General features: G+C 48.3%; 20 protein-coding genes and 1 pseudogene. 17 read left to right on the top strand and 4 right to left on the bottom strand.

Translation table 11 applies throughout. From position 1 onward, the window contains the following. Position 1: 1 nt before the first annotated feature. The 14 genes from AC6I8N_RS07820 (at position 2) to AC6I8N_RS07885 (ending at position 12,111) form a co-directional block, all read left to right on the top strand. A complete protein-coding gene (locus AC6I8N_RS07820) occupies positions 2–334 on the top strand; it encodes a phage head closure protein (protein ID WP_497830428.1) in 333 nt (110 codons plus the stop codon). Beyond that, positions 327–812, top strand: coding sequence for an HK97-gp10 family putative phage morphogenesis protein (locus AC6I8N_RS07825; RefSeq protein ID WP_497830669.1), 486 nt, complete (start codon positions 327–329; stop codon positions 810–812). The genes AC6I8N_RS07820 and AC6I8N_RS07825 overlap by 8 nt, the downstream gene beginning before the upstream one ends. After that, positions 809–1,174: a DUF3168 domain-containing protein gene (locus tag AC6I8N_RS07830; protein ID WP_497830429.1), complete on the top strand. Its 366-nt coding sequence runs from the start codon at positions 809–811 to the stop codon at positions 1,172–1,174. The genes AC6I8N_RS07825 and AC6I8N_RS07830 overlap by 4 nt, the downstream gene beginning before the upstream one ends. 58 nt (positions 1,175–1,232) lie before the next feature. Next, positions 1,233–1,730, top strand: coding sequence for a phage tail tube protein (locus tag AC6I8N_RS07835; RefSeq protein ID WP_497830430.1), 498 nt, complete (start codon positions 1,233–1,235; stop codon positions 1,728–1,730). A 37-nt stretch (positions 1,731–1,767) separates the two neighbouring features. Then, positions 1,768–2,253: a phage tail assembly chaperone family protein, TAC gene (locus AC6I8N_RS07840; RefSeq protein ID WP_497830431.1), complete on the top strand. Its 486-nt coding sequence runs from the start codon at positions 1,768–1,770 to the stop codon at positions 2,251–2,253. Between the two features lie 5 nt (positions 2,254–2,258). After that, the gene (locus tag AC6I8N_RS07845; RefSeq protein ID WP_497830432.1) at positions 2,259–2,429 is read left to right on the top strand and encodes a hypothetical protein; all 171 of its coding nucleotides are present in this window, start codon (positions 2,259–2,261) and stop codon (positions 2,427–2,429) included. A 19-nt stretch (positions 2,430–2,448) separates the two neighbouring features. Next, a complete protein-coding gene (locus tag AC6I8N_RS07850; protein WP_497830433.1) occupies positions 2,449–4,965 on the top strand; it encodes a phage tail tape measure protein in 2,517 nt (838 codons plus the stop codon). Between the two features lie 2 nt (positions 4,966–4,967). After that, complete coding sequence (locus tag AC6I8N_RS07855) at positions 4,968–5,306, top strand: phage tail protein (protein WP_497830434.1); 339 nt, start codon at positions 4,968–4,970, stop codon at positions 5,304–5,306. Then, positions 5,303–6,058: a phage minor tail protein L gene (locus tag AC6I8N_RS07860; protein WP_497830435.1), complete on the top strand. Its 756-nt coding sequence runs from the start codon at positions 5,303–5,305 to the stop codon at positions 6,056–6,058. Before AC6I8N_RS07855 ends, AC6I8N_RS07860 begins: the two co-directional genes overlap by 4 nt. Position 6,059: 1 nt before the next feature. Continuing rightward, the gene (locus AC6I8N_RS07865) at positions 6,060–6,770 is read left to right on the top strand and encodes a C40 family peptidase (protein WP_497830436.1); all 711 of its coding nucleotides are present in this window, start codon (positions 6,060–6,062) and stop codon (positions 6,768–6,770) included. 106 nt (positions 6,771–6,876) lie between these two features. Further along, entirely contained in the window at positions 6,877–7,272 is a 396-nt protein-coding gene (locus AC6I8N_RS07870) for a hypothetical protein (RefSeq protein WP_497830437.1), read from the top strand. A gap of 46 nt (positions 7,273–7,318) precedes the next feature. Further along, entirely contained in the window at positions 7,319–7,915 is a 597-nt protein-coding gene (locus AC6I8N_RS07875) for a tail assembly protein (protein ID WP_497830670.1), read from the top strand. Between the two features lie 60 nt (positions 7,916–7,975). Beyond that, positions 7,976–11,155, top strand: coding sequence for a TipJ family phage tail tip protein (locus tag AC6I8N_RS07880; RefSeq protein WP_497830438.1), 3,180 nt, complete (start codon positions 7,976–7,978; stop codon positions 11,153–11,155). Beyond that, positions 11,155–12,111 carry a hypothetical protein gene (locus AC6I8N_RS07885; RefSeq protein WP_497830439.1) on the top strand — a complete coding sequence of 319 codons (957 nt, stop codon included), beginning with the start codon at positions 11,155–11,157 and terminating at the stop codon, positions 12,109–12,111. The genes AC6I8N_RS07880 and AC6I8N_RS07885 overlap by 1 nt, the downstream gene beginning before the upstream one ends. Here the strand turns inward: AC6I8N_RS07885 and cor are convergent. Beyond that, entirely contained in the window at positions 12,100–12,321 is a 222-nt protein-coding gene (gene cor, locus AC6I8N_RS07890; RefSeq protein WP_497830440.1) for a phage exclusion lipoprotein Cor, read from the bottom strand. The two genes, AC6I8N_RS07885 and cor, sit on opposite strands and share 12 nt — an antisense overlap. Positions 12,322–12,482: 161 nt before the next feature. Here cor and AC6I8N_RS07895 point away from each other — a divergent pair, with 161 nt between their 5' ends. Then, complete coding sequence (locus AC6I8N_RS07895) at positions 12,483–13,730, top strand: tail fiber domain-containing protein (RefSeq protein ID WP_497830441.1); 1,248 nt, start codon at positions 12,483–12,485, stop codon at positions 13,728–13,730. Here AC6I8N_RS07895 and AC6I8N_RS07900 read toward each other — a convergent pair. Next, positions 13,725–14,030 (bottom strand): hypothetical protein, encoded by a 306-nt coding sequence (locus AC6I8N_RS07900; protein ID WP_497830442.1) that lies wholly within the window; start codon positions 14,028–14,030, stop codon positions 13,725–13,727. The genes AC6I8N_RS07895 and AC6I8N_RS07900 overlap by 6 nt on opposite strands. 182 nt (positions 14,031–14,212) lie before the next feature. Between AC6I8N_RS07900 and AC6I8N_RS07905 the strand changes: the two genes are divergently transcribed. Together AC6I8N_RS07905 and AC6I8N_RS07910 are read left to right on the top strand one after the other, a co-directional pair. Then, entirely contained in the window at positions 14,213–14,404 is a 192-nt protein-coding gene (locus AC6I8N_RS07905; RefSeq protein WP_497830443.1) for a hypothetical protein, read from the top strand. Next, positions 14,404–14,727, top strand: a complete 324-nt coding sequence (locus AC6I8N_RS07910; protein ID WP_497830444.1) for a S24/S26 family peptidase — start codon at positions 14,404–14,406, stop codon at positions 14,725–14,727. Before AC6I8N_RS07905 ends, AC6I8N_RS07910 begins: the two co-directional genes overlap by 1 nt. Before the next feature lie 1,060 nt (positions 14,728–15,787). On the opposite strand, the gene AC6I8N_RS07915 is transcribed toward AC6I8N_RS07910, so the two are convergent. Continuing rightward, positions 15,788–16,714 (bottom strand): DUF4760 domain-containing protein, encoded by a 927-nt coding sequence (locus AC6I8N_RS07915; protein WP_497830445.1) that lies wholly within the window; start codon positions 16,712–16,714, stop codon positions 15,788–15,790. A 679-nt stretch (positions 16,715–17,393) separates the two neighbouring features. Beyond that, a pseudogene (locus AC6I8N_RS07920) lies at positions 17,394–17,873 on the bottom strand (formate/nitrite transporter family protein); the annotation flags it as partial. Positions 17,874–18,440 lie beyond the last annotated feature (567 nt).

Here is an 18,440-nt window from a genome sequence, read left to right on the forward strand (position 1 = left end):
TATGCAGGCCGGAAAACTTCGCCATCGCGTGGCCCTTCAGCAGCCAGTGAAAACCCAGAACCCTGAGACAGGCAGCGTAACAAATGGCTGGGAAAAAGTTGCTGAACTCTGGGCGGAAGTTGTTCCTTCATCCGCGCGGGAATTTGTAGCAGCGATGGCAGTGCAAAGCCAAATCACAACCCGCATTACCATACGTTACAGGGATGGCATTTCGGGTAAAAACCGCATCGTTTATCGAGGGAAGATATACAACATTGAAGGGGTGTTACCCGACCCTGTTAGCGGTCGAGAATATCTTACACTTCCATGCTCAGAGGGCGTTAATGATGGCTGATGGCGTAGAGTTTTCACTTACAGGACTTGATAGCCTGCTGGGTAAACTGGACGAAGTTAGCGATGACCTTCGGAGAAAAGGGGGGCGTTCAGCGCTCAGGAGGGCGGGTAACATCATTGTTGATCGCGCTAAGTCTAATGCTAAGAGGCTGGATGACCCGGAAACAGGGCGCAGTATCGCCGATAACGTTACTATGCGCTGGAATGGGCGCTTGTTCAAAAGCACTGGCGACCTTGGTTTCAGAGTAGGCGTTCAGTATGGGGCAAAGCTGAGTAAACATCCTGATAAGGCGGCAAACTCTCCAACTCCTCACTGGCGACTTCTGGAGCTTGGTACGGAGAAAATGAAGGCCCATCCATTTCTCAGGCCAGCCGCTGATGCAAGCATTGATGCGGTCGTTAACGCGTTCATTAGCGGATATGGCACTGCGCTCGACAGAGCCATTGCCAGAGCCAAAAAGAAAGGGGTACCGCCATGATAGCGCCAATTTTTCCTGTCTGCGCCGCAAGCCCTGCTGTTAATGCGCTGATTGGCGGTGATCGGCTGCGCCTGTATCCATTCGGCATGCAGGATGACAATGTCGTTTACCCGTATGCGGTCTGGCAGAACATCACCGGTGAGCCGGAAAACTACCTCGGCCAGCGCCCTGATGCCGATGCGTTCACATTGCAGGTGGATGTTTATGCTGACACCCCGGATCAGGCGATTTCTGTTGCCGCTGCACTCCGTGACGCTATTGAACCTCACGCACACATCACGCGATGGGGTGATCAGACCCGCGACAGCGAAACGAAGCGCTACCGATACTCATTTGATGTGGACTGGATAGTCCTTCGCTAATCACCTCACCAACTAACCAACCGGCCCTGAGCCGGTTTTTTTACGTCCGGAGATAACCATGTCTGTATTGACGCAGGGCACGCAGCTCTATGTGTTTGCAAATAACACGGTGAGTGAAATCGAATGCATTACCGCATTCAATCCGGGCAGCAGTCCGGCAGACCAGATTGAAGACACCTGTCTGAGTGAGAAAAGCACGCGAACCTATAAAAAGGGTTTGCGTACCCCGGCTCAGGCTTCTGCAACGTTGAATGCTGACCCAAAAAACGCCAGCCACCTGATGCTGAGCAACCTGGCTGAAACTTCAGACCAGACCGATCTGGTCTTTGCAATCGGCTGGTCAGACGGTGAATCAATCCCAACCGTGGCCGCATCAGGTGATACAGATGCGGTTGATGGTCTTAACCTGCCTGATGATCGCACCTGGTATGTCTTCAAAGGTTATGTGGCTGACTTTCCTTTTGATTTTCAGGCCAATACGGTTGTTCAGACCACTGCAACCATCCAGCGTTCTGGCGCGGGTGCGTGGATTCCTAAAGCTGAAGCTGGTTCTTAATTCAACGGGGCTTCGGCCCCAAACGTTCGGGTGAGAAATGAAATTAACACTTGAGTCACTGAAAGAGTCTGGCGCGTTTACCGGGCGCCCGGTTGAGAAAGAAATCACCTGGAAGCAGGGTGATAAGGAATTAACCGCAACCGTGTTTGTTCGTCCGATGGGTTATCACACGGCTACGTCTGATGTTCTGGCAATGGGTGGCAAGGTGGACGGTGTTGCCGGGCGCATCGCTGCATCAATCTGCGATGAAAGCGGCAAGCCAGTATTTACCCCGGCAGATATCACCGGTGAAGCAGACCCTGACAGAGGTGCGCTGGATGGCTCATTAACTGTGGCACTGCTGGTGGCCATTCAGGAAGTAAACGACCTGGGAAAGACTTCGAACTCAGCGCCGAAGATGAATTCTGGTGCGAGCTCGTCCTCAACGGCATCGGCGGCAAGACCATCGCCGAAGCGCGTGAGACGATCTCCTTCAAAGAGTCGCAGCTCTGGGCGAAGTACCGGGAACGCTATGGAAGCCTGAACCCAATGATGCGGGTTGAATGGGGTGCTGGCCTGGTGACAAGCATGATTGCTAACGTCAACAGAGACCCCAAACAGCCACCCTTCAGCCCGACTGATTTCACAAAGCATTTCACCAAAGTCAAAGCGGCAAATGAGCCTATTTCATTAGAGGAGGCCAGAGCCAGCTGGACGTAACGCCGCCAACGGAGAGTTTATGGCTTCCAAATCACTGGGCACACTGACGATCGACCTGGTCGCCAAAGTGGGCGGCTTTGTTTCGGGTATGGATAAAGCGCAGCGCGCTTCAGCAACCTGGGCGAAACAGGTTCAAAAAGATGCAGCAGCCAGCGCCGCAGGTCTTCTGGCTGTGGGCGCGGCCGCTCAGGCGGCGGCGCTGACAGCGGGAACGGCTGGATTCGCTCTTTTGAAATCTACAGCTGAACAGGTCAACGCCACCGATCAGTGGGCCAAATCGCTAAAAATGTCCACGCAGGAATTGCTTGCATGGCAGTTTGCCGCAGAAAAGGCGGGTGTCGCCGGTGACAACATGGCCGACATCTTTAAGGACCTGAGCGATAAAATTGGCGATGCGGTACTGAACAAATCCGGCGAAGCGGTTGATGCGTTGAACGCTCTGGGTCTGTCTGCTGACAAACTTTCAAAGGTTTCCCCTGACAAGCAAATGTTAGCTATCGGTGAGGCTCTGGGGAAAATAAGCACCAATGCCGCTAAGGTAAACATCCTTGAAAGCCTTGGTAATGACCTTTCTAAACTGCTGCCATTGTTCGATAACAACAATGCCAAACTCAGCCAGTTTATTCAGCTAGCCAAGGATTACGGTGTAGCGCCAGACCCGCAATCCATTGATGACCTGGTGAAGGTGAATAACCTGTTTCAGGACATGGAGGCGCAGGTAAAAGGCCTGAAGATGGAGATCGCAGCGGGGCTGGCGCATGTTGATCTCAGTCCGTTGAATAACTCTCTTTCTGAAATCCGTACAGTACTGACTGACCCGGAGGTTTTACAGGGTATCGCTGATCTTGTCAGCCAGGTTGCGCAACTGGCGGGGTGGTTAATTAAGGCCGCAGCCGGTGCCGGGAAGTTGGCGGCATCTTCTGGCAACAGAATGGCCGCTCTCGGTAACAATGTCGATATGAACAACCCTGACCAGATTCAGGCGCGTATTGACTACCTCAACAGCACTATCAAAGATCGTGGCAATGGCATGTATGACGGCAGTCAGACATTTCTTGGCTGGGTCATGGGAAAAGATGACAGTGTTAAAGCAGTTTCCGATGAAATTGCAGGGTTAACCGGTCGCCTTGCCGAACTTAATAAGCAGAAACAGAATTTAATCGTACCCAGTACGGTCAACAGCAGTACTGCTGACTCACTGCTCGATTTTGGTCTTGCGCCGGGTGAAACCAACGGTAAACCCACCAAGCCGAAGACGGACACTTCAGCCGCCAAAATAGAATCAGCCTTTAAAGCCACTGAGCGCAGCTACATGCGCCAGATTGAGCTTATCGACACCACAGGCAAAAAAACGACTGTGGTGACCGAGCAGCAAAAACTTCAATTTGATATCGCTGACGGCAAACTACAGGGGCTTAACGAAACACAGAAAAAGCGGCTTGAATATCTGGCGCAGGAAGTTGACCGCCTTAACGCCGTCAAAAAAGCCAATGAGGAAAATGCCAAGGTGGCTGCGTTCGTGGCTAACCTTCAGGCGCAGAACAGTAATGCAGAATCATCCCTGAATATAGACGTGCAGGGCGCTGGGCTTGGAGACAAAGAGCGCGAGCGGATGAAAGAGCGTCTGAACATTGAGCGTGAATACCTCGATCAGCTGCGTGATTTGCAAGCTCAATACCAGTCCGGCGATATCACAAAATCAGTTTATGATCGCGAAACTCAGGCACTGCGTGATGCACAGACTGAGCGCCTGCGAATTCAGGAAGATTATTACAAGCAACTTGATTCCCTTCAGGCTGACTGGGTCGCGGGTGCGAAAGATGGTTTCGCAGACTGGTTTGATGAAATCAGCGATGTGTCAGGAACGGTGTCAGATGGCGTTAAGTCGTCTCTTGATGGCGTATTCAGTAACGTTACGTCGATGCTTGAGGGCAACAAGGTCAGCTGGAAGTCATGGGGGATATCAGTCCTGCAAATCATCGAGAAGGTGGCATTGCAGATGGCTGTTGTCAGCACTATGAGTGCCGGGTCTGGCATATTTGGCTCACTTGTATCAGGCATCACCGGTTACTTTGGTGGTTCGACTGCAAGTGCTGCCAGCAGTACCAGCACCGCCTTCAACAGCGGTACCGATTTCAGCAACCTTACTTTCAACGCTAAAGGCGGGGTTTACGACTCCCACGACCTCAGCCAGTACAGTGGCTCAATCGTCAGCTCCCCAACTATGTTTGCATTCGCTAAAGGTGCCGGTCTGATGGGTGAAGCAGGTCCGGAAGCTATTATGCCTCTGACCCGCGCTGCTGATGGCTCCCTTGGCGTGCGTGCGATTGGTGGTGACAGTTCAGGTGCCACATCTGGTGCACCGCAGGTTTATATCACCATCGACAGCAATGGAAATGCGACCACGCAATCATCTTCCGGCTGGGAGCAGTTTGGCTCGGAAATCGGCACTTTTGTTGATCAGCGCTACAAGCAAAACATGATGCGTGATATTCGCCCTGGCGGCGATATCTGGAACGCGATGAAGGGGCGTTAAGTATGGCAATCGAAGAGTTTACCTGGTGCGCCAGAATCAACGCGGCAGGCGAGGCCAAGTTCAGCACGCGAAAGGTACAGTTCGGTGATGGATATACGCAGGTGGCGGGGAACGGCATCAATAACCGCGTACAAAGCTGGGACCTTACCTTTACTGGCAATGAGTTGATGATCGGCGCTATCAAGCAGTTTCTTGATAGCCATCAGGGCACCCGCTCATTTCAGTGGCAGCCACCACTTGAGCCGATCGGTCTTTATCGATGTGACACATACAAGCCAGTAGCATTGGGCGCTGGCATGTTTGACCTGACGGCTACTTTTGAACAGGCGTTTAAACCATGAGTCTGAACAGTGATTATCAGAAGCTGGAGCCCGGCAATTTGGTCAGGCTCTTTGAGGTGGATGGCTCGGCGTTCGACCTGCCTGACGTTCTGCGCTTCCATGCATATAACATTCCACACACTGAGGCGGAGATCGTTGCTGCTGGTGGTGATGAAACCAAGCTGCCAGCCAAATCTGTCTGGTGGCAGGGCCAGGAATACAAAGCATGGCCGTGTCAGATCACGGGCATTGAAGCGTCAACAACGGGTAGCAGCGCTCAGCCAAAACTGACGGTCGCCAATCTGGATGGTTCAATAACCGCACTCTGTCTGGCCTATGATGATATGTTGCAGGCAAAAGTTTCCATTCACGACACGCTGGCGCAGTATCTCGACGCGGTTAACTTTGCTGACGGAAACGCATCAGCCGATCCGACACAGGAAAAGCTGAAGGTGTTCTACATCGACAGCAAAAGTACTGAAACCAAAACACAGGTGGAATTCACACTCAGTAGTCCTATGGACCTGCAAGGCCTGATGATTCCTACTCGTCAGCTACACTCCCTCTGCACCTGGTGCATTCGTGGTCAATATCGATCAGGAGATGGTTGCGACTATTCCGGCACGCTCTACTTCGACAAATTTAACAACCCGGTTGATGACCCGTCTCTTGATGAGTGCAGTGGCACCCTTACAGGTTGTAAATTGCGCTTTGGTGAAGATGAAGAGGTATCTTTCGGCGGGTTCCCCGGCACCTCGCTGATTCGGAGCTGACATGCGCCAGAAAACGATTGATGCACTACTTGTTCATGCAGAAGCGGAATATCCGCGCGAGTGCTGCGGGGTGGTAGCGCAGAAAAGTCGCGTTGAACGTTATTTCCCCTGTCGCAACCTCTCAGCCGAACCAACGGAACAGTTTCATCTGTCACCGGAAGATTATGCCGCTGTGGAAGAGTGGGGTACGGTGATCGCCATTGCTCACAGCCACCCGGATGCAACGACAAGGCCAAGCCCACTTGATGAGGCTATGTGTGATGCCAGCGGCGTGCCGTGGCACATCGTGAGCTGGCCCGAAGGTGACCTGCGCACCATTCAGCCCCGTGATGAGTTGCCGTTAGTTGGTCGCCCGTTTGTGTTGGGACATTCTGACTGCTGGGGGCTGGTGATGAGCTACTTCCGACAGGAACACGGCATAGAGTTGCCTGATTTCCGTGTTGATTACCCCTGGTGGGAAGATCAATATCCGGAAAATCTGTATCAGGATAACTGGCATTCAGCCGGGTTTGTTGAGGTGCAGGGCGCACCACAGCCGGGTGATGTGATCATAATGCAGGTCCAGGCCAATAAGTGGAATCATGCCGGGGTGATGCTTGACGGGAATATGATGCTGCATCATCTCTTTGGGCGCGTCAGCAATCGCACACCCTACGGTGGCTACTGGCTGGAACGGACAATGAAAATTGTCAGACATAAAAGTCAGCAGTAGATAGTCCTGAAGTATAATTCCCGGCAAATTGACACTTAAAATTCTTTTATAATTCAAAATTTGCAATTAGGATAATTCCTACCTTGTTACTATTGGATTATAAAGAATGAAAAAGGTTTTTTCTGCTTTAGTACTGGTATCAACTTTGGCTGGATGTGTCTCTCAACCTGTGCAAGAACGTGTAATCGTTACTAAGAAGCGTGATTTAACAGACCCTGAGAAACAAATTATTGAAAATTCCGTTAAAGACAGATTAAAAGACCCAGATAGTGCAATGTTTAAATTGCCGAAGGTTAATGAGGACGGCAAACCAGATACATACTGTGGCTTGGTTAATGCGAAAAATAGTTACGGTGGTTACACAGGTTATAAACCATTCCTTGCGACTTTGTCTCGCCCTAACGGTGAGGTAACAGCATCTTTTCCTATGATGCCTGATGCATCAAGGTATGGGCTAAGGGTTATGATAGATATGTGTCATAACTATGGATATGACTTTTAGGTTTACAAAAACAACCCGCTTCGGCGGGTTTTTTCTTGGGGCTAATATGGCACAAGTTATCAGAACCATACGCCTGTATGGAGTATTGGGTGCGACATTTGGCCGCGTTCATCACCTGGCAGTTGAAACACCCCGCGAAGCTGTACGCGCCCTCTCTGTTGTGGTTCCAGGATTTGAACGCTTCCTTAACAATAGTCGGAAACGCGGCCTTACATACGCTGTTTTCAGCGGGCAGAGAAACCTGGCTGCTGATGATCTTGAAGCAGACCACAGCAAAAGCGAAATCCGCATAGCGCCGATGATAATCGGCAGTAAAAGGGCGGGAGCCTTTCAGACAATACTGGGTGCTGTCCTGGTAGTTGTTGGCGCTGTAATTTCCTATTTTTTCCCCGTTGCCGCTCCTCTTGGGTACGGGATGATGAAAGTGGGCGGGGTTATGATGCTGGGTGGTGTTATTCAGATGCTTTCACCACAAACAGCAGGTTTAGCCAGCAAGCAAGATGCCGATAATCAGGCCTCTTATGCCTTTGGTAGTCCGACTAATACCGCTGCTCAGGGGTATCCGGTCCCACTTCTCTATGGTCAGCGCCGGATTGGTGGCGCAATCATCTCCGCTGGCATCTACGTTGAAGATCAGCAGTAACCGCATTTAATTCTCATCACTTTTAAGAGCGCCCAGGCGCTCTTTTTTTATGGGCGCAATATGGCTAAAGCTACCGTTTATAAGGGACGCAAAGGCGGCTCTTCAGAATCCCGCACGCCTACTGAACAGCCAGATGACCTTCAGTCGGTAGCAAAAGCTAAAATCGTTCTGGCACTCGGTGAAGGAGAGTTCTTTGGTGATCTGACAGCTAAACAGATTTTCCTGGATGGTACCGCTATCGAGAACGATGACGGTTCTCAGAATTTCAGCGGTGTTGCATGGGAGTTCCGTTCCGGTACTCAGGCGCAGAGTTACATCCAGGGTATACCCGGCACCGAGAATGAGATTTCTGTAGGGACTGATGTCACCAGTAGCACTGCATGGGTTCATACCCTTACCAATACTCAGCTATCAGCTATCCGTGTGCGCCTGAAATGGCCTGCGCTTTTCAAACAGGAAGATGACGGCGATTTGGTGGGGTACAGCATCAGTTATGCCATAGACCTACAAACCGATGGCGGATCATGGGTCACCGTACTGGATACAGCGGTGACAGGTAAAACCACCACCGGTTATGAGCGCAGTCATCGCATAGATTTGCCGCAGGCAGGCAGTACGTGGACGATTCGCGTTCGCAAGATCACACCCGAAGCTAACAGCGCCAAGATTGGCGACACAATGACGTTGCAGAGCTATACCGAGGTGATTGACGCCAAGCTACGCTATCCGAACACTGCGCTTCTTTATATCGAATTCGACTCCAGTCAGTTTAGTGGCAGCATTCCGCAAATCACCTGTGAGCCAAAAGGCCGCATTATACGCGTGCCGGATAATTACGACCCGGACACCCGAAGCTACAGCGGGACATGGCTGGGAACGTTTAAATGGGCGTGGACGGATAACCCGGCATGGATTTTTTATGACATCGTGGTTTCTGATCGCTTTGGGCTTGGCGACCGCCTGACCGTTGCTAACATCGATAAATGGACTCTGTACCAGGTTGCGCAGTACTGCGATCAGATGGTCCCTGATGGGAAGGGCGGTAGTGGCACTGAGCCGCGCTATAAGTGTGACGTTTACGTGCAGACCCGCAACGATGCTTATACGGTTATGCGTGACTTTGCGGCGATCTTTCGTGGCATGACTTACTGGGGCGGTGATCAGATTGTTGCCCTGGCTGATATGCCCCGCGATGTGGATTACAACTTCACCAACGCCAATGTCGTAGACGGTGAATTTGCTTATTCAAGCAGCACGACCAAAACCCGCTATACCTCAGCATTGGTTTCTTATTCCGACCCTGACAACGGCTATGCCGATGCTATGGAGCCGGTATTTGAAAAAGACCTGGTGTCGCGCTACAAAACTTATAATCAGCTGGAAGTCACAGCAATTGGTTGTACCCGTCAGTCAGAAGCGAACAGGAAAGGACGCTGGGGAATTCTGACCAATAACAAAGACCGGGTAGTTGTATTCTCAGTTGGCCTTGATGGTGACATACCCATTCCAGGTTACATCATCGCGGTTGCCGATGAATATCTGTCCGGGCGTGTAGCGGGCGGTCGCATCAGCTCGGTAAATGGTCGGGTTGTCACGCTTGATCGCACTCCCGATGCTAATGCTGGCGATCGCTTGCAGGTTAACCTGCCAAGCGGAATATCTCAGGCCAGAACTATCCAGAGTCTGAGCGGTAACAACGTTACTGTCACCACGGCTTTCACAGAGACACCAGAACCGGAAAGTGTCTGGGTTGTTGAGTCAACGGAGCTTTATGCGCAGCAATACCGCGTTACTGCGGTGGCTGAAAACGATGATGGTACCTTTACTATCACCGCCGCAGCTCATGACCCGGATAAATACGCCCGCATCGATACAGGGGCGGTTATCGACCAGCGACCTATCAGCGTTATTCCACCGGGTAGCCAGTCTGCTCCAGCTAACATCACAATCGAATCATATTCAGTTGTGAATCAGGGCATCAGCCTGGAGACAATGCGCGTTCACTGGGATGAAACTCCCAACGCCATCAGTTATGAAGCGCAATGGCGGCGCAATGATGGTAACTGGGTTAGCGTGGCTCGCAGCTCAACGACATCTTTTGAGGTTCCGAGCATTTACACTGGCCGCTATCTGGTCCGTGTTCGCGCTATTAACGCCGCTGAGATTTCTTCCGGTTGGGGGTATTCAGATGAGAAAACGTTAACCGGCAAAGTAGGAAATCCTCCAAAACCTGTTGGGTTTGCAGCTCAGGGAATCAACTGGGGCATTACGCTGACGTGGGGGTTCCCGGAGAATACGTCCGACACGTTGAAAACGGAAATTCAGTACACGCCAAATGATGACCAATCTGATCCTCTGCTGCTTTCTGATGTCCCGTATCCGCAGGCGACATACTCTCAACTTGGGTTAAAGGCAGGCCAGTCGTTTTGGTACCGCGCACAGCTGGTGGACAAAACAGGCAATGAGTCAGGCTATACCGACTGGATTCGAGGGATGGCTAACGACCAGGCTTCGGATTATCTGGAGGATATTGCTGAAGACTTCTTTAAGTCTGAAGACGGCCAGGCTCTTCTGGAACCACTTATTACTGACCCACAGGCACTTGCTGAAAGCATTCTCGCGAATTACGACACGGTTAATCAGCAATGGTCTCAGTTCGGTGAAAATCGTGCCGGCGTTATTCAGGCGCAGAAAGTGGCGACTGATGCGCAAAGTTCTGTTGCACAGCTTGAGACGGATGTTGTCGCGCAATTTGCCACTCAACAAGCCGCCATACAGCAGAAGATGACAGCCTATGCTGACGCATCAGGTGGTTCAGCCATCTACACATTAAAGGCGGGAATCGCTTATGGTGGCATCAACTATGATGCGGGCTTGTCTGTTGCGGTAACCATTAACGGATCACAGGTAGATACTCGCGTTGCTATTAATGCTAATAAATTTGTGATCATGAGCGGCGATGGAGGCAATGCTTTTTCACCGTTTGCCGTTATTGGAGGTCAGGTATTCATGAATAGTGCTTTTATTCAGGATGGGACCATCGATAGCGCCAAAATATCAAGCTATATCCAGTCTACCGACTATGTTGCTGGAACAACTGGATGGCGATTGAACAAAGCAGGAACTCTGGAAATTAACGGCACTGTTACCGGGCAGGGACGTGTGATTATCGATAACAAAGGTGTAGCCTGGTATAACGCCAGCGGTCAACTTGTCTGCTCAATGGGGGCTGCACGATAATGCCAGCCGGTTTCACAGCATATATCAACGGAACGACATTCGATGCCATTAACTCGATGTCGTACAACTTTGTCATAGATATTCTGTCCGTCTCAGGTGCTGGCAGCAAAACGTATAGCCTGCCGGGCTTCACAATTACAGCAGCGATATTAGGTGGTCGCACAACTTATGGTAGCAGTCAGATTACGTATGGCACATCGGTGTCAGACCAGACTGTGAGCTGGTCAGGTGTCGATACGGTATCGAAGGTAGTCGTGGTCGCTACGGCCAATTCAATCGCCAGTTATGCGGGATTTGTTCTGAATGACTACAGTGTGAATCCACCTGTTTTTAAAATCGCTCCACCGTTTACTCCGTTCAATCTGGCGCAGGTTATTGACCTGACACCAACAGGGGGGCAAATACTTCAAACCAATGTGCCTGCATCGATGCCGTTCATAGCATTCCATCGTTCGACAGATGCAACAGGATTTAACAATGTCTGGTGGACTGAAATAACGCAGAATGGATATTGGGCTTTGCAGTTCAGAGGAAATTTTGGTGCTGCAATGTCTGCGACCCGCATCTATGTATTCTCAAAGATGATGGTCAACACCCCGACAGCAGGATTTTTCATGTACGACAACGGGCAGATAGTCTGGCATCAGAACTGCCTGCCTCTCAGGTTGACTGTTGGATCAACCACAACGTCTGATGTGCCGGTCGCAATAACAAGTGGAGTATCAGTGGTGGTTGCGATACCCACAACTGGTAATTCAGGATATATACGGTACAACTGCTATAGCGCCGGATTTAATATATCCGGTACAAGCAAGTACGAGGCTCAGGGCGGCAATACTTACAACCAGGTTGCCTATGATAATCAACAGGCTCCCTATCAATATGCATGCAGCCCGCCCGCCTATATAGAAACAAATATCTACGATACGTACTACCATCAGGCATTAGGGGTTTAGCTTGTCACACTCAGTTGTATCAACGAACTGTGATTTATCTGTCCATGTGTAAAAGGGATATCCAGCAAGGTATCGTCCATTTTCTTTCCTGAAAACAAGAACGTCATAAACATGGTTTGAAATTTTTGCTTTGTTGCTACATATCGGGGGAGTTGAAGCCGCGCATCCAGATAGAATAATAATAGCAGCGGTAATAATTAACTTTTTCATCACAATTCCTGCTTTTGATAAGGTGATGATTATCAGAGCATGTGACCTGGAACTTATTAAGCGAATAAAAAAGATCATTTTGATCGAATTATTTAATCAAAGCTAAAAACATAAACAGACCCGGCCATCGCGCCGGGTTTTTTTATTGCACGGAGAAAATCATGTCGGCAGGTACTCTTGCATTAACCAATGGCTCTACAGCTGTTAACGGTACGGGAACCAACTTCACCACAGAGCTATCTGCTGGTGATTTCGTATACGTCACTGTAGGAGGCGCACCCTACACGCTGGTGGTTGCGTCAATAGCTACAGATACCAGTCTTAATCTGTCTTTGGCATTTGACGGCCCTACAACAAGTGCCCTTGCATGGAATGCCGTCCCCGCATCACTTAGAGTTGCCATCACGCAGAAAGTCCTGAATGACTTCGCAATGGTTGCGCGAGGGATGATTCAGGAGAAGGCAAACTGGCAGCAGATTTATACTGGCACAGGGAATGTTACGGTTAAGCTTCCAGATGGCACCAGTTTTACTGGTCCAGCCTGGAACGGAATTACAACTACGCTTGCTGGTAAGGCTGGAAAAGGGGCAAACAGCGACATCACATCATTATCCGGGCTGAGTACAGCCTTGAGTATTGATCAAGGTGGAACCGGAGCTAAAACAGGCTCAGCAGCCTGGAAGGCGCTGTTAGATGCCAGAACAATAACAGTGGCACGAAGTGATCTCAGCCTGGGATTTACTGATTCTGTTACCTTTGGAAGTATGGAGCTGTATGGCAATACTCCATTCATTGATTTCCATTTCGGAAACAGTTCTGCTGACTACAATGTCAGGCTTATAAACTCAGCCTCTGGAGTCTTACAGTTATCGGGAATGCTTGACTCGACTTCTGGATTTTCATCCAGACAAGGAACAAACGGCACTGTAAGCAACAACTACCCCTGGACGATGTACTGGAATGACGCAGGCAACACAAGGATGGGCTTATTCATTGGGGGGACAAGAGTTGGCTCCATAGCGTTTGATACTTCTTCTGATAAAGAACTGAAAAAAGATATTGAGTACATTACTGAAGCAAAAGCATCTGAAGAAATTAGCCAATGGAGACCAGCAACATTTAAGTATAAGGCCAGAGGAATTGTCGAAGAGTCAGACACGCAATATGGTTTTATTGCTAATGACCTTGTACAGATAAGCCCTGAGTGCGTTCGTGGAAGCGGACTCCCGGATGATTATGATATTGAGAAAGACCCGAACAACACCAATGCTTACTATCTCGACCAGATGGCTATTATCGTAAAGATGGTATTAGCGATTCAGGAGCAGCAACAGGTGATTGCCGGTCAGAATGATGCCATAAGTTCATTGCAAAACCGCATTGCTGCTCTGGAAGGTGCTGGCTCATAAAAAGACAGCACTCCAGGCTTTTATTAGGTGAGCTGGACTAAGCATGATATCGGAGGATGGATTCTCCCGGCCAGCTTCAATAGCATCTACATCTTCCTGTAAATGGGCTATCAGGGCCTTTGCCATCTTAAGTGTTAATGTCATTGTTACATCGGGAAAATCCTTTGCATCGAAACCGAACTCAGCAAGCGTATCTCGGTATTGGGTGTTCAGGATTATCTGCTTTGCTCTGACACTGAATGTTGAACCGAAGTCCACCAACTCGGGCATCCGCCTGACATTAGATTCTTCTTTAATCATACGTCCTCACCATCCTCAGATTAAATTTCCTTTCCCAACAATCCCTTTCCATGAAGCTCCAATAATTTACTTGCTCTATCCTCAACAAGGATAATGCTGTGTTTATATACAGTAATCAATCGGAGTTAAACACCATGCCACGTTACCGGGACATACAGGCTGCATTCAGGCAGAGCATTAAAATGGACGTGAAAGGGCGCAAGACCGTTACTACGGGCGACTTCATTGCAGAACTGGGGCGTAATAACTGGCACTGGAGTAAGAAAGAAGCCAATGACTGGATTGAGAATCAGCAAAGCTACTTCCGTGACATCACGCCGGACTTCAGTGAAGACCGGATATTCCACCTGTTCAATCCAAACGGTAACTTCTGATGGGCTTTCCTTCACCGGCGAAAGACTATGCCGAGCGCCGACTCGACCTGAACGAGTTAATGGTTTCCAGTCCCGCCAGTACCATTATGGTAGATACCGCTGATGGCTTGGCTGTGGTGGACAAATCACTTAAGCCCAGACAAGGAGACACGATTTATTTTGCAGCCTGGGACAAACTGCAACTTGGGCGGCTTGCCCGGAACGCTATCATCTGCGAAGACGGAGAAACTATCGAGGGTGAACCGCTGGAGGAGGTGACGGTGATTGGTGTGGTTACGTGGGGAATTATTAGAGCATGGAGCGACGAGCGGCCAACGATTTAGAGGATAAATATAAAAAAGCCCGCGCTGCGGGTGGAGTGCAGGAGCGGGCAATATTTATCATGGATACGATACTTGAATTGAACGTGTCATGGTGGTTCAACATGTCACCTTTTAACTTTAGCAGAATGCCAATGACGCGCAAAAAAATACCCGCTCAGAGCAGGTATAATAATTCAAATTGCAAATCTCTCATGTTCGCTACGCATGCTGTGTGTAGCTTGCCCATACAATGTATGAACAAGCATTATACATAAATATTTTGAAACTGGTACAACCTGTCCTTGCTAAGTGAATAAATGTTGTTTTAGCAGGAACAGAAATCCTCATATTGATTAATCTATATGATTTTTAAGGAGTTCATTCTAGGGAAAAGTTCATAGATACGTTCTATGCTTATTACTAAGTCAAATTAATGGTCGTAACGTATACATGAAAGAACTGAAGTCTCAGAGAGCAGGGATGATAGGTTGTGCAATAGGAACAGCAGTGATTGAGTTGAGTGCGAAAGGTATCCCACTGAACCGGGCCAATATTTTGTACGAACTAGAGCGTATCGCAGCTGCATCGAAAGAATTGCCCGTAAGGGCCATTGCAAAGGATGCAGCAAACCTTCTCAGAAGAGGGTGTAATTAAGATTCCTATGCTTGAGGTTGTCCGACCGGCCCCTTGCTCATCGGCCCCCCAGGAGTTGATTGTTCATTTGGTACATTCGGGCGGCCATCAGGGCCAATCGGTCGATCAGAGTGATAACATCCCACCAAAGCAAGCAGGCTCACAAAGATAATCATCAGCCAACTTAACGAACGTCTCATATATGGCATTCCCTTTCATGCAACTCAATGTTGCCACTTAAGCATAGTTCATCCCCGGAACCTTTGGCCGCAGCTTGGATTTGCCTCATGCGAGAAGGAAAGTTTTTCAATCATTTCACCATTGTGAAATTTAGGCAATAAAAAGCAGCCATAAGTGGCTGCTTTCTTTTGGGATTTTTGTCGGTACGAGAGGGTTTGGACCTCCGACCCCTGACACCCCCATTACAGTACTTCTTGCGTTATTAAGGTTAGGGCTGTGAGCTAATATTATTAACCGTCGCCTCATCAGGGGTAAACTCAACACCAGAGATCAATGGCTTACCTTCTATAATGTTCTGTACAATTTCGTTTGATGGATATTGAATGCCTAGTTCTGGAGTGTTAGGGTTTGAACGATGTTTTTCAACAAACGATTCACCATTCCATCTTTTCGACAGATAGATTATCCCATCGAAAGATAGCGGGTCCAGTTTTTGAGATTCTAAGATCAAATGAAATCCCCTTCTCTCGATCCCTTTAAGGAAGGAACAAAAGCACTCTCTCAGTAAAACATCATCTAAGTCTTTATATTGAATGCCTTTTGCTAGAAACTCAAAATAATTCAATACATACAACAACCCATTAATAGCGTCTTTATACTCCGAGGTCATTTGGGCGTTTTTATATTCATCCTTGTCTGGGTTGCATCTCCATTCGGCGAACTCCTGTGGGATATAACGCATCCCTCTATATATAATAGTGCAATTTCTAAGTTGCGACTGGTATTCCGCACTGGTTCTTGTGTTTATTATTGTGTTTAAAGTATGTGATCGCCTAGTGTTTGCGGCTGAAGTTATACATTGAATCCACCACCCCATGCCAACCAATGAGCCGGTAACCATTACTGAAAGTGATGCTTGGTATTCAGGTATGTATACAAGTACAGCGTATGCAGCCAATATTATTGTAAAGCATATACCTGAAAATATAGGTAGAAATTCTGCCGTGTCTGGATATTTCTTTTTAATGAATGAGCTTAGAATGGTAAGAATAGTTGCATCAGCAAAAATAACGATTAGCCAATTTATTATCCTTACATCAAATGGCAGGCTTATTGCGGTGTAAGCAATCAAGGCTCTTGTTAACGAAAAAATAACAAATGCGGACGTAAAGACACCAGTAAAATATTTTGACATTTCCTTCTCCCAAAATAGAAAGGCCTCCCAATAGGAAGGCCTCGTCGGTGGTGTTATGAGATGTTAACCTTCACCAAAACCGCTCAGAAAAGTGTTTTTCATGAATTCTCCTCATTTTAACGATGACAGTGGCGGAAACTGTGGTTGTGTACAGTACTTACTACTTCACTTCTTTTTTCTTTGAAGTTTAGCAACACATTTAGCGAGGAATCAAGGTAAAAACCCTATCGAGCCACAATGTGCTAATTGTTATTTTTCTTAACTATCATGAAGTTATATGATGTCAAGAATAATAATTTCAATGGGGTCTTGCATATATCTTTTCGGATGTTTTTTATACGTATCGGCAAGTCATTGAACAACTTTAGGGTAATCAAACTAAGAATTTCATATAGTTACTTCCATGAACTATCTCGGCACTTGGTCCTGCGAAGGTTTTTTATTTCATTTTGGAATATAAAAGGGTGAATTTTAATCCGATTTAAATTTGCGTACATATGCATGTACATTATTCCTGATTGCATTTAATTTATTTAAAATAAATCAATATGTTACCTTAAGCTATCGCTTTAAACCTTTAACTAAGGGAACGTCGGCGTGTTGTATAGCGTACCGGCAGAGCGATTTAACCGTGCTGCCGCCGTTTGCTCAATATCTCTACAAATCTAGGGTGATCTCACTATCCCTTGCGTTTTTGTTCCGCACGAGCCTTCGCTTTTGCCGCTTCACTCATGTCATTACGAATCTGAGCGTGGCTGATTAAGGCAAAAATCAGCGTGCCGCCAGTGATGTTACCGAGCTGCGTCGGGACGGCAAACGGCCAGAAAAATTCATGCCAGGTGATATTTCCCCGCAAACACCAGATACATTACTTTCACGGAACAACCACGATATGCGCTAAATCGCCCAGTGCGACCAACCAGGTCATCATCACAATCACCACGATTTTCGCTGCACCTGCATAAGGTAACATCCACACCATGGTGGCTATGATCCAGCCGGAAATCTCCGCATTGGCGAACATCTCGCCCGGTGGATTCGCCATCACTTTTTCACTGATTACGGTAAATCCCTGACGCGTGGCATAGTCGAAAATCGGCATATAATTAGATGCCAGCGCGTCCAGAGCAGTACCTATCAGGTTGCCTGCTAGGATCAAACTCCCGGCCATCTTTGAGTTTAACTTTCAGTTTACCTTCTAATTTCATGGTACTTGTTACATGAATAACGCCCTCATGAAAGTCAGCTTTGAACTCCCCTAAGTCTTCTCCTTTTAAGCTGTAAAGCCAGATTTTCTTGTTGTATGTAGCTAAGCCTATGGGGAGGTACTCCTTGGAAGTTTTATGGATTAATCTTTCATAATTAGAACGCTACCTACCTCGTAAGTCCATGTTTTATTTGATGGTGCTTTTGCCTTCATATTATGAAAAATTCTCATAAGACATTGAATTCAATGCTAATAAAGCGCGATTTAAAATCCCTCGATCGTAAGGTCGTGCGGGTTCAAGTCCCGCCCCGGGCACCATATTGAATACCGATTCAAACCGAATAAAATCAAAGCAATAAGCAGTGATGTCGTGACCGCCCAAGGGCGGTTTTTTTGTTTTTGTTCTGGCTGTGAGTGACTGTGCGGTCTCAATACCACGCAAGCCAAACCCTCATGTAATATCTGTCAGGCTAATATTTCATCGCTTCCCACGTACAGATATCCTGGAGATCCAGGAGA

The organism is Pantoea sp. X-Soil-TKNS-1279, from assembly GCF_059730565.1.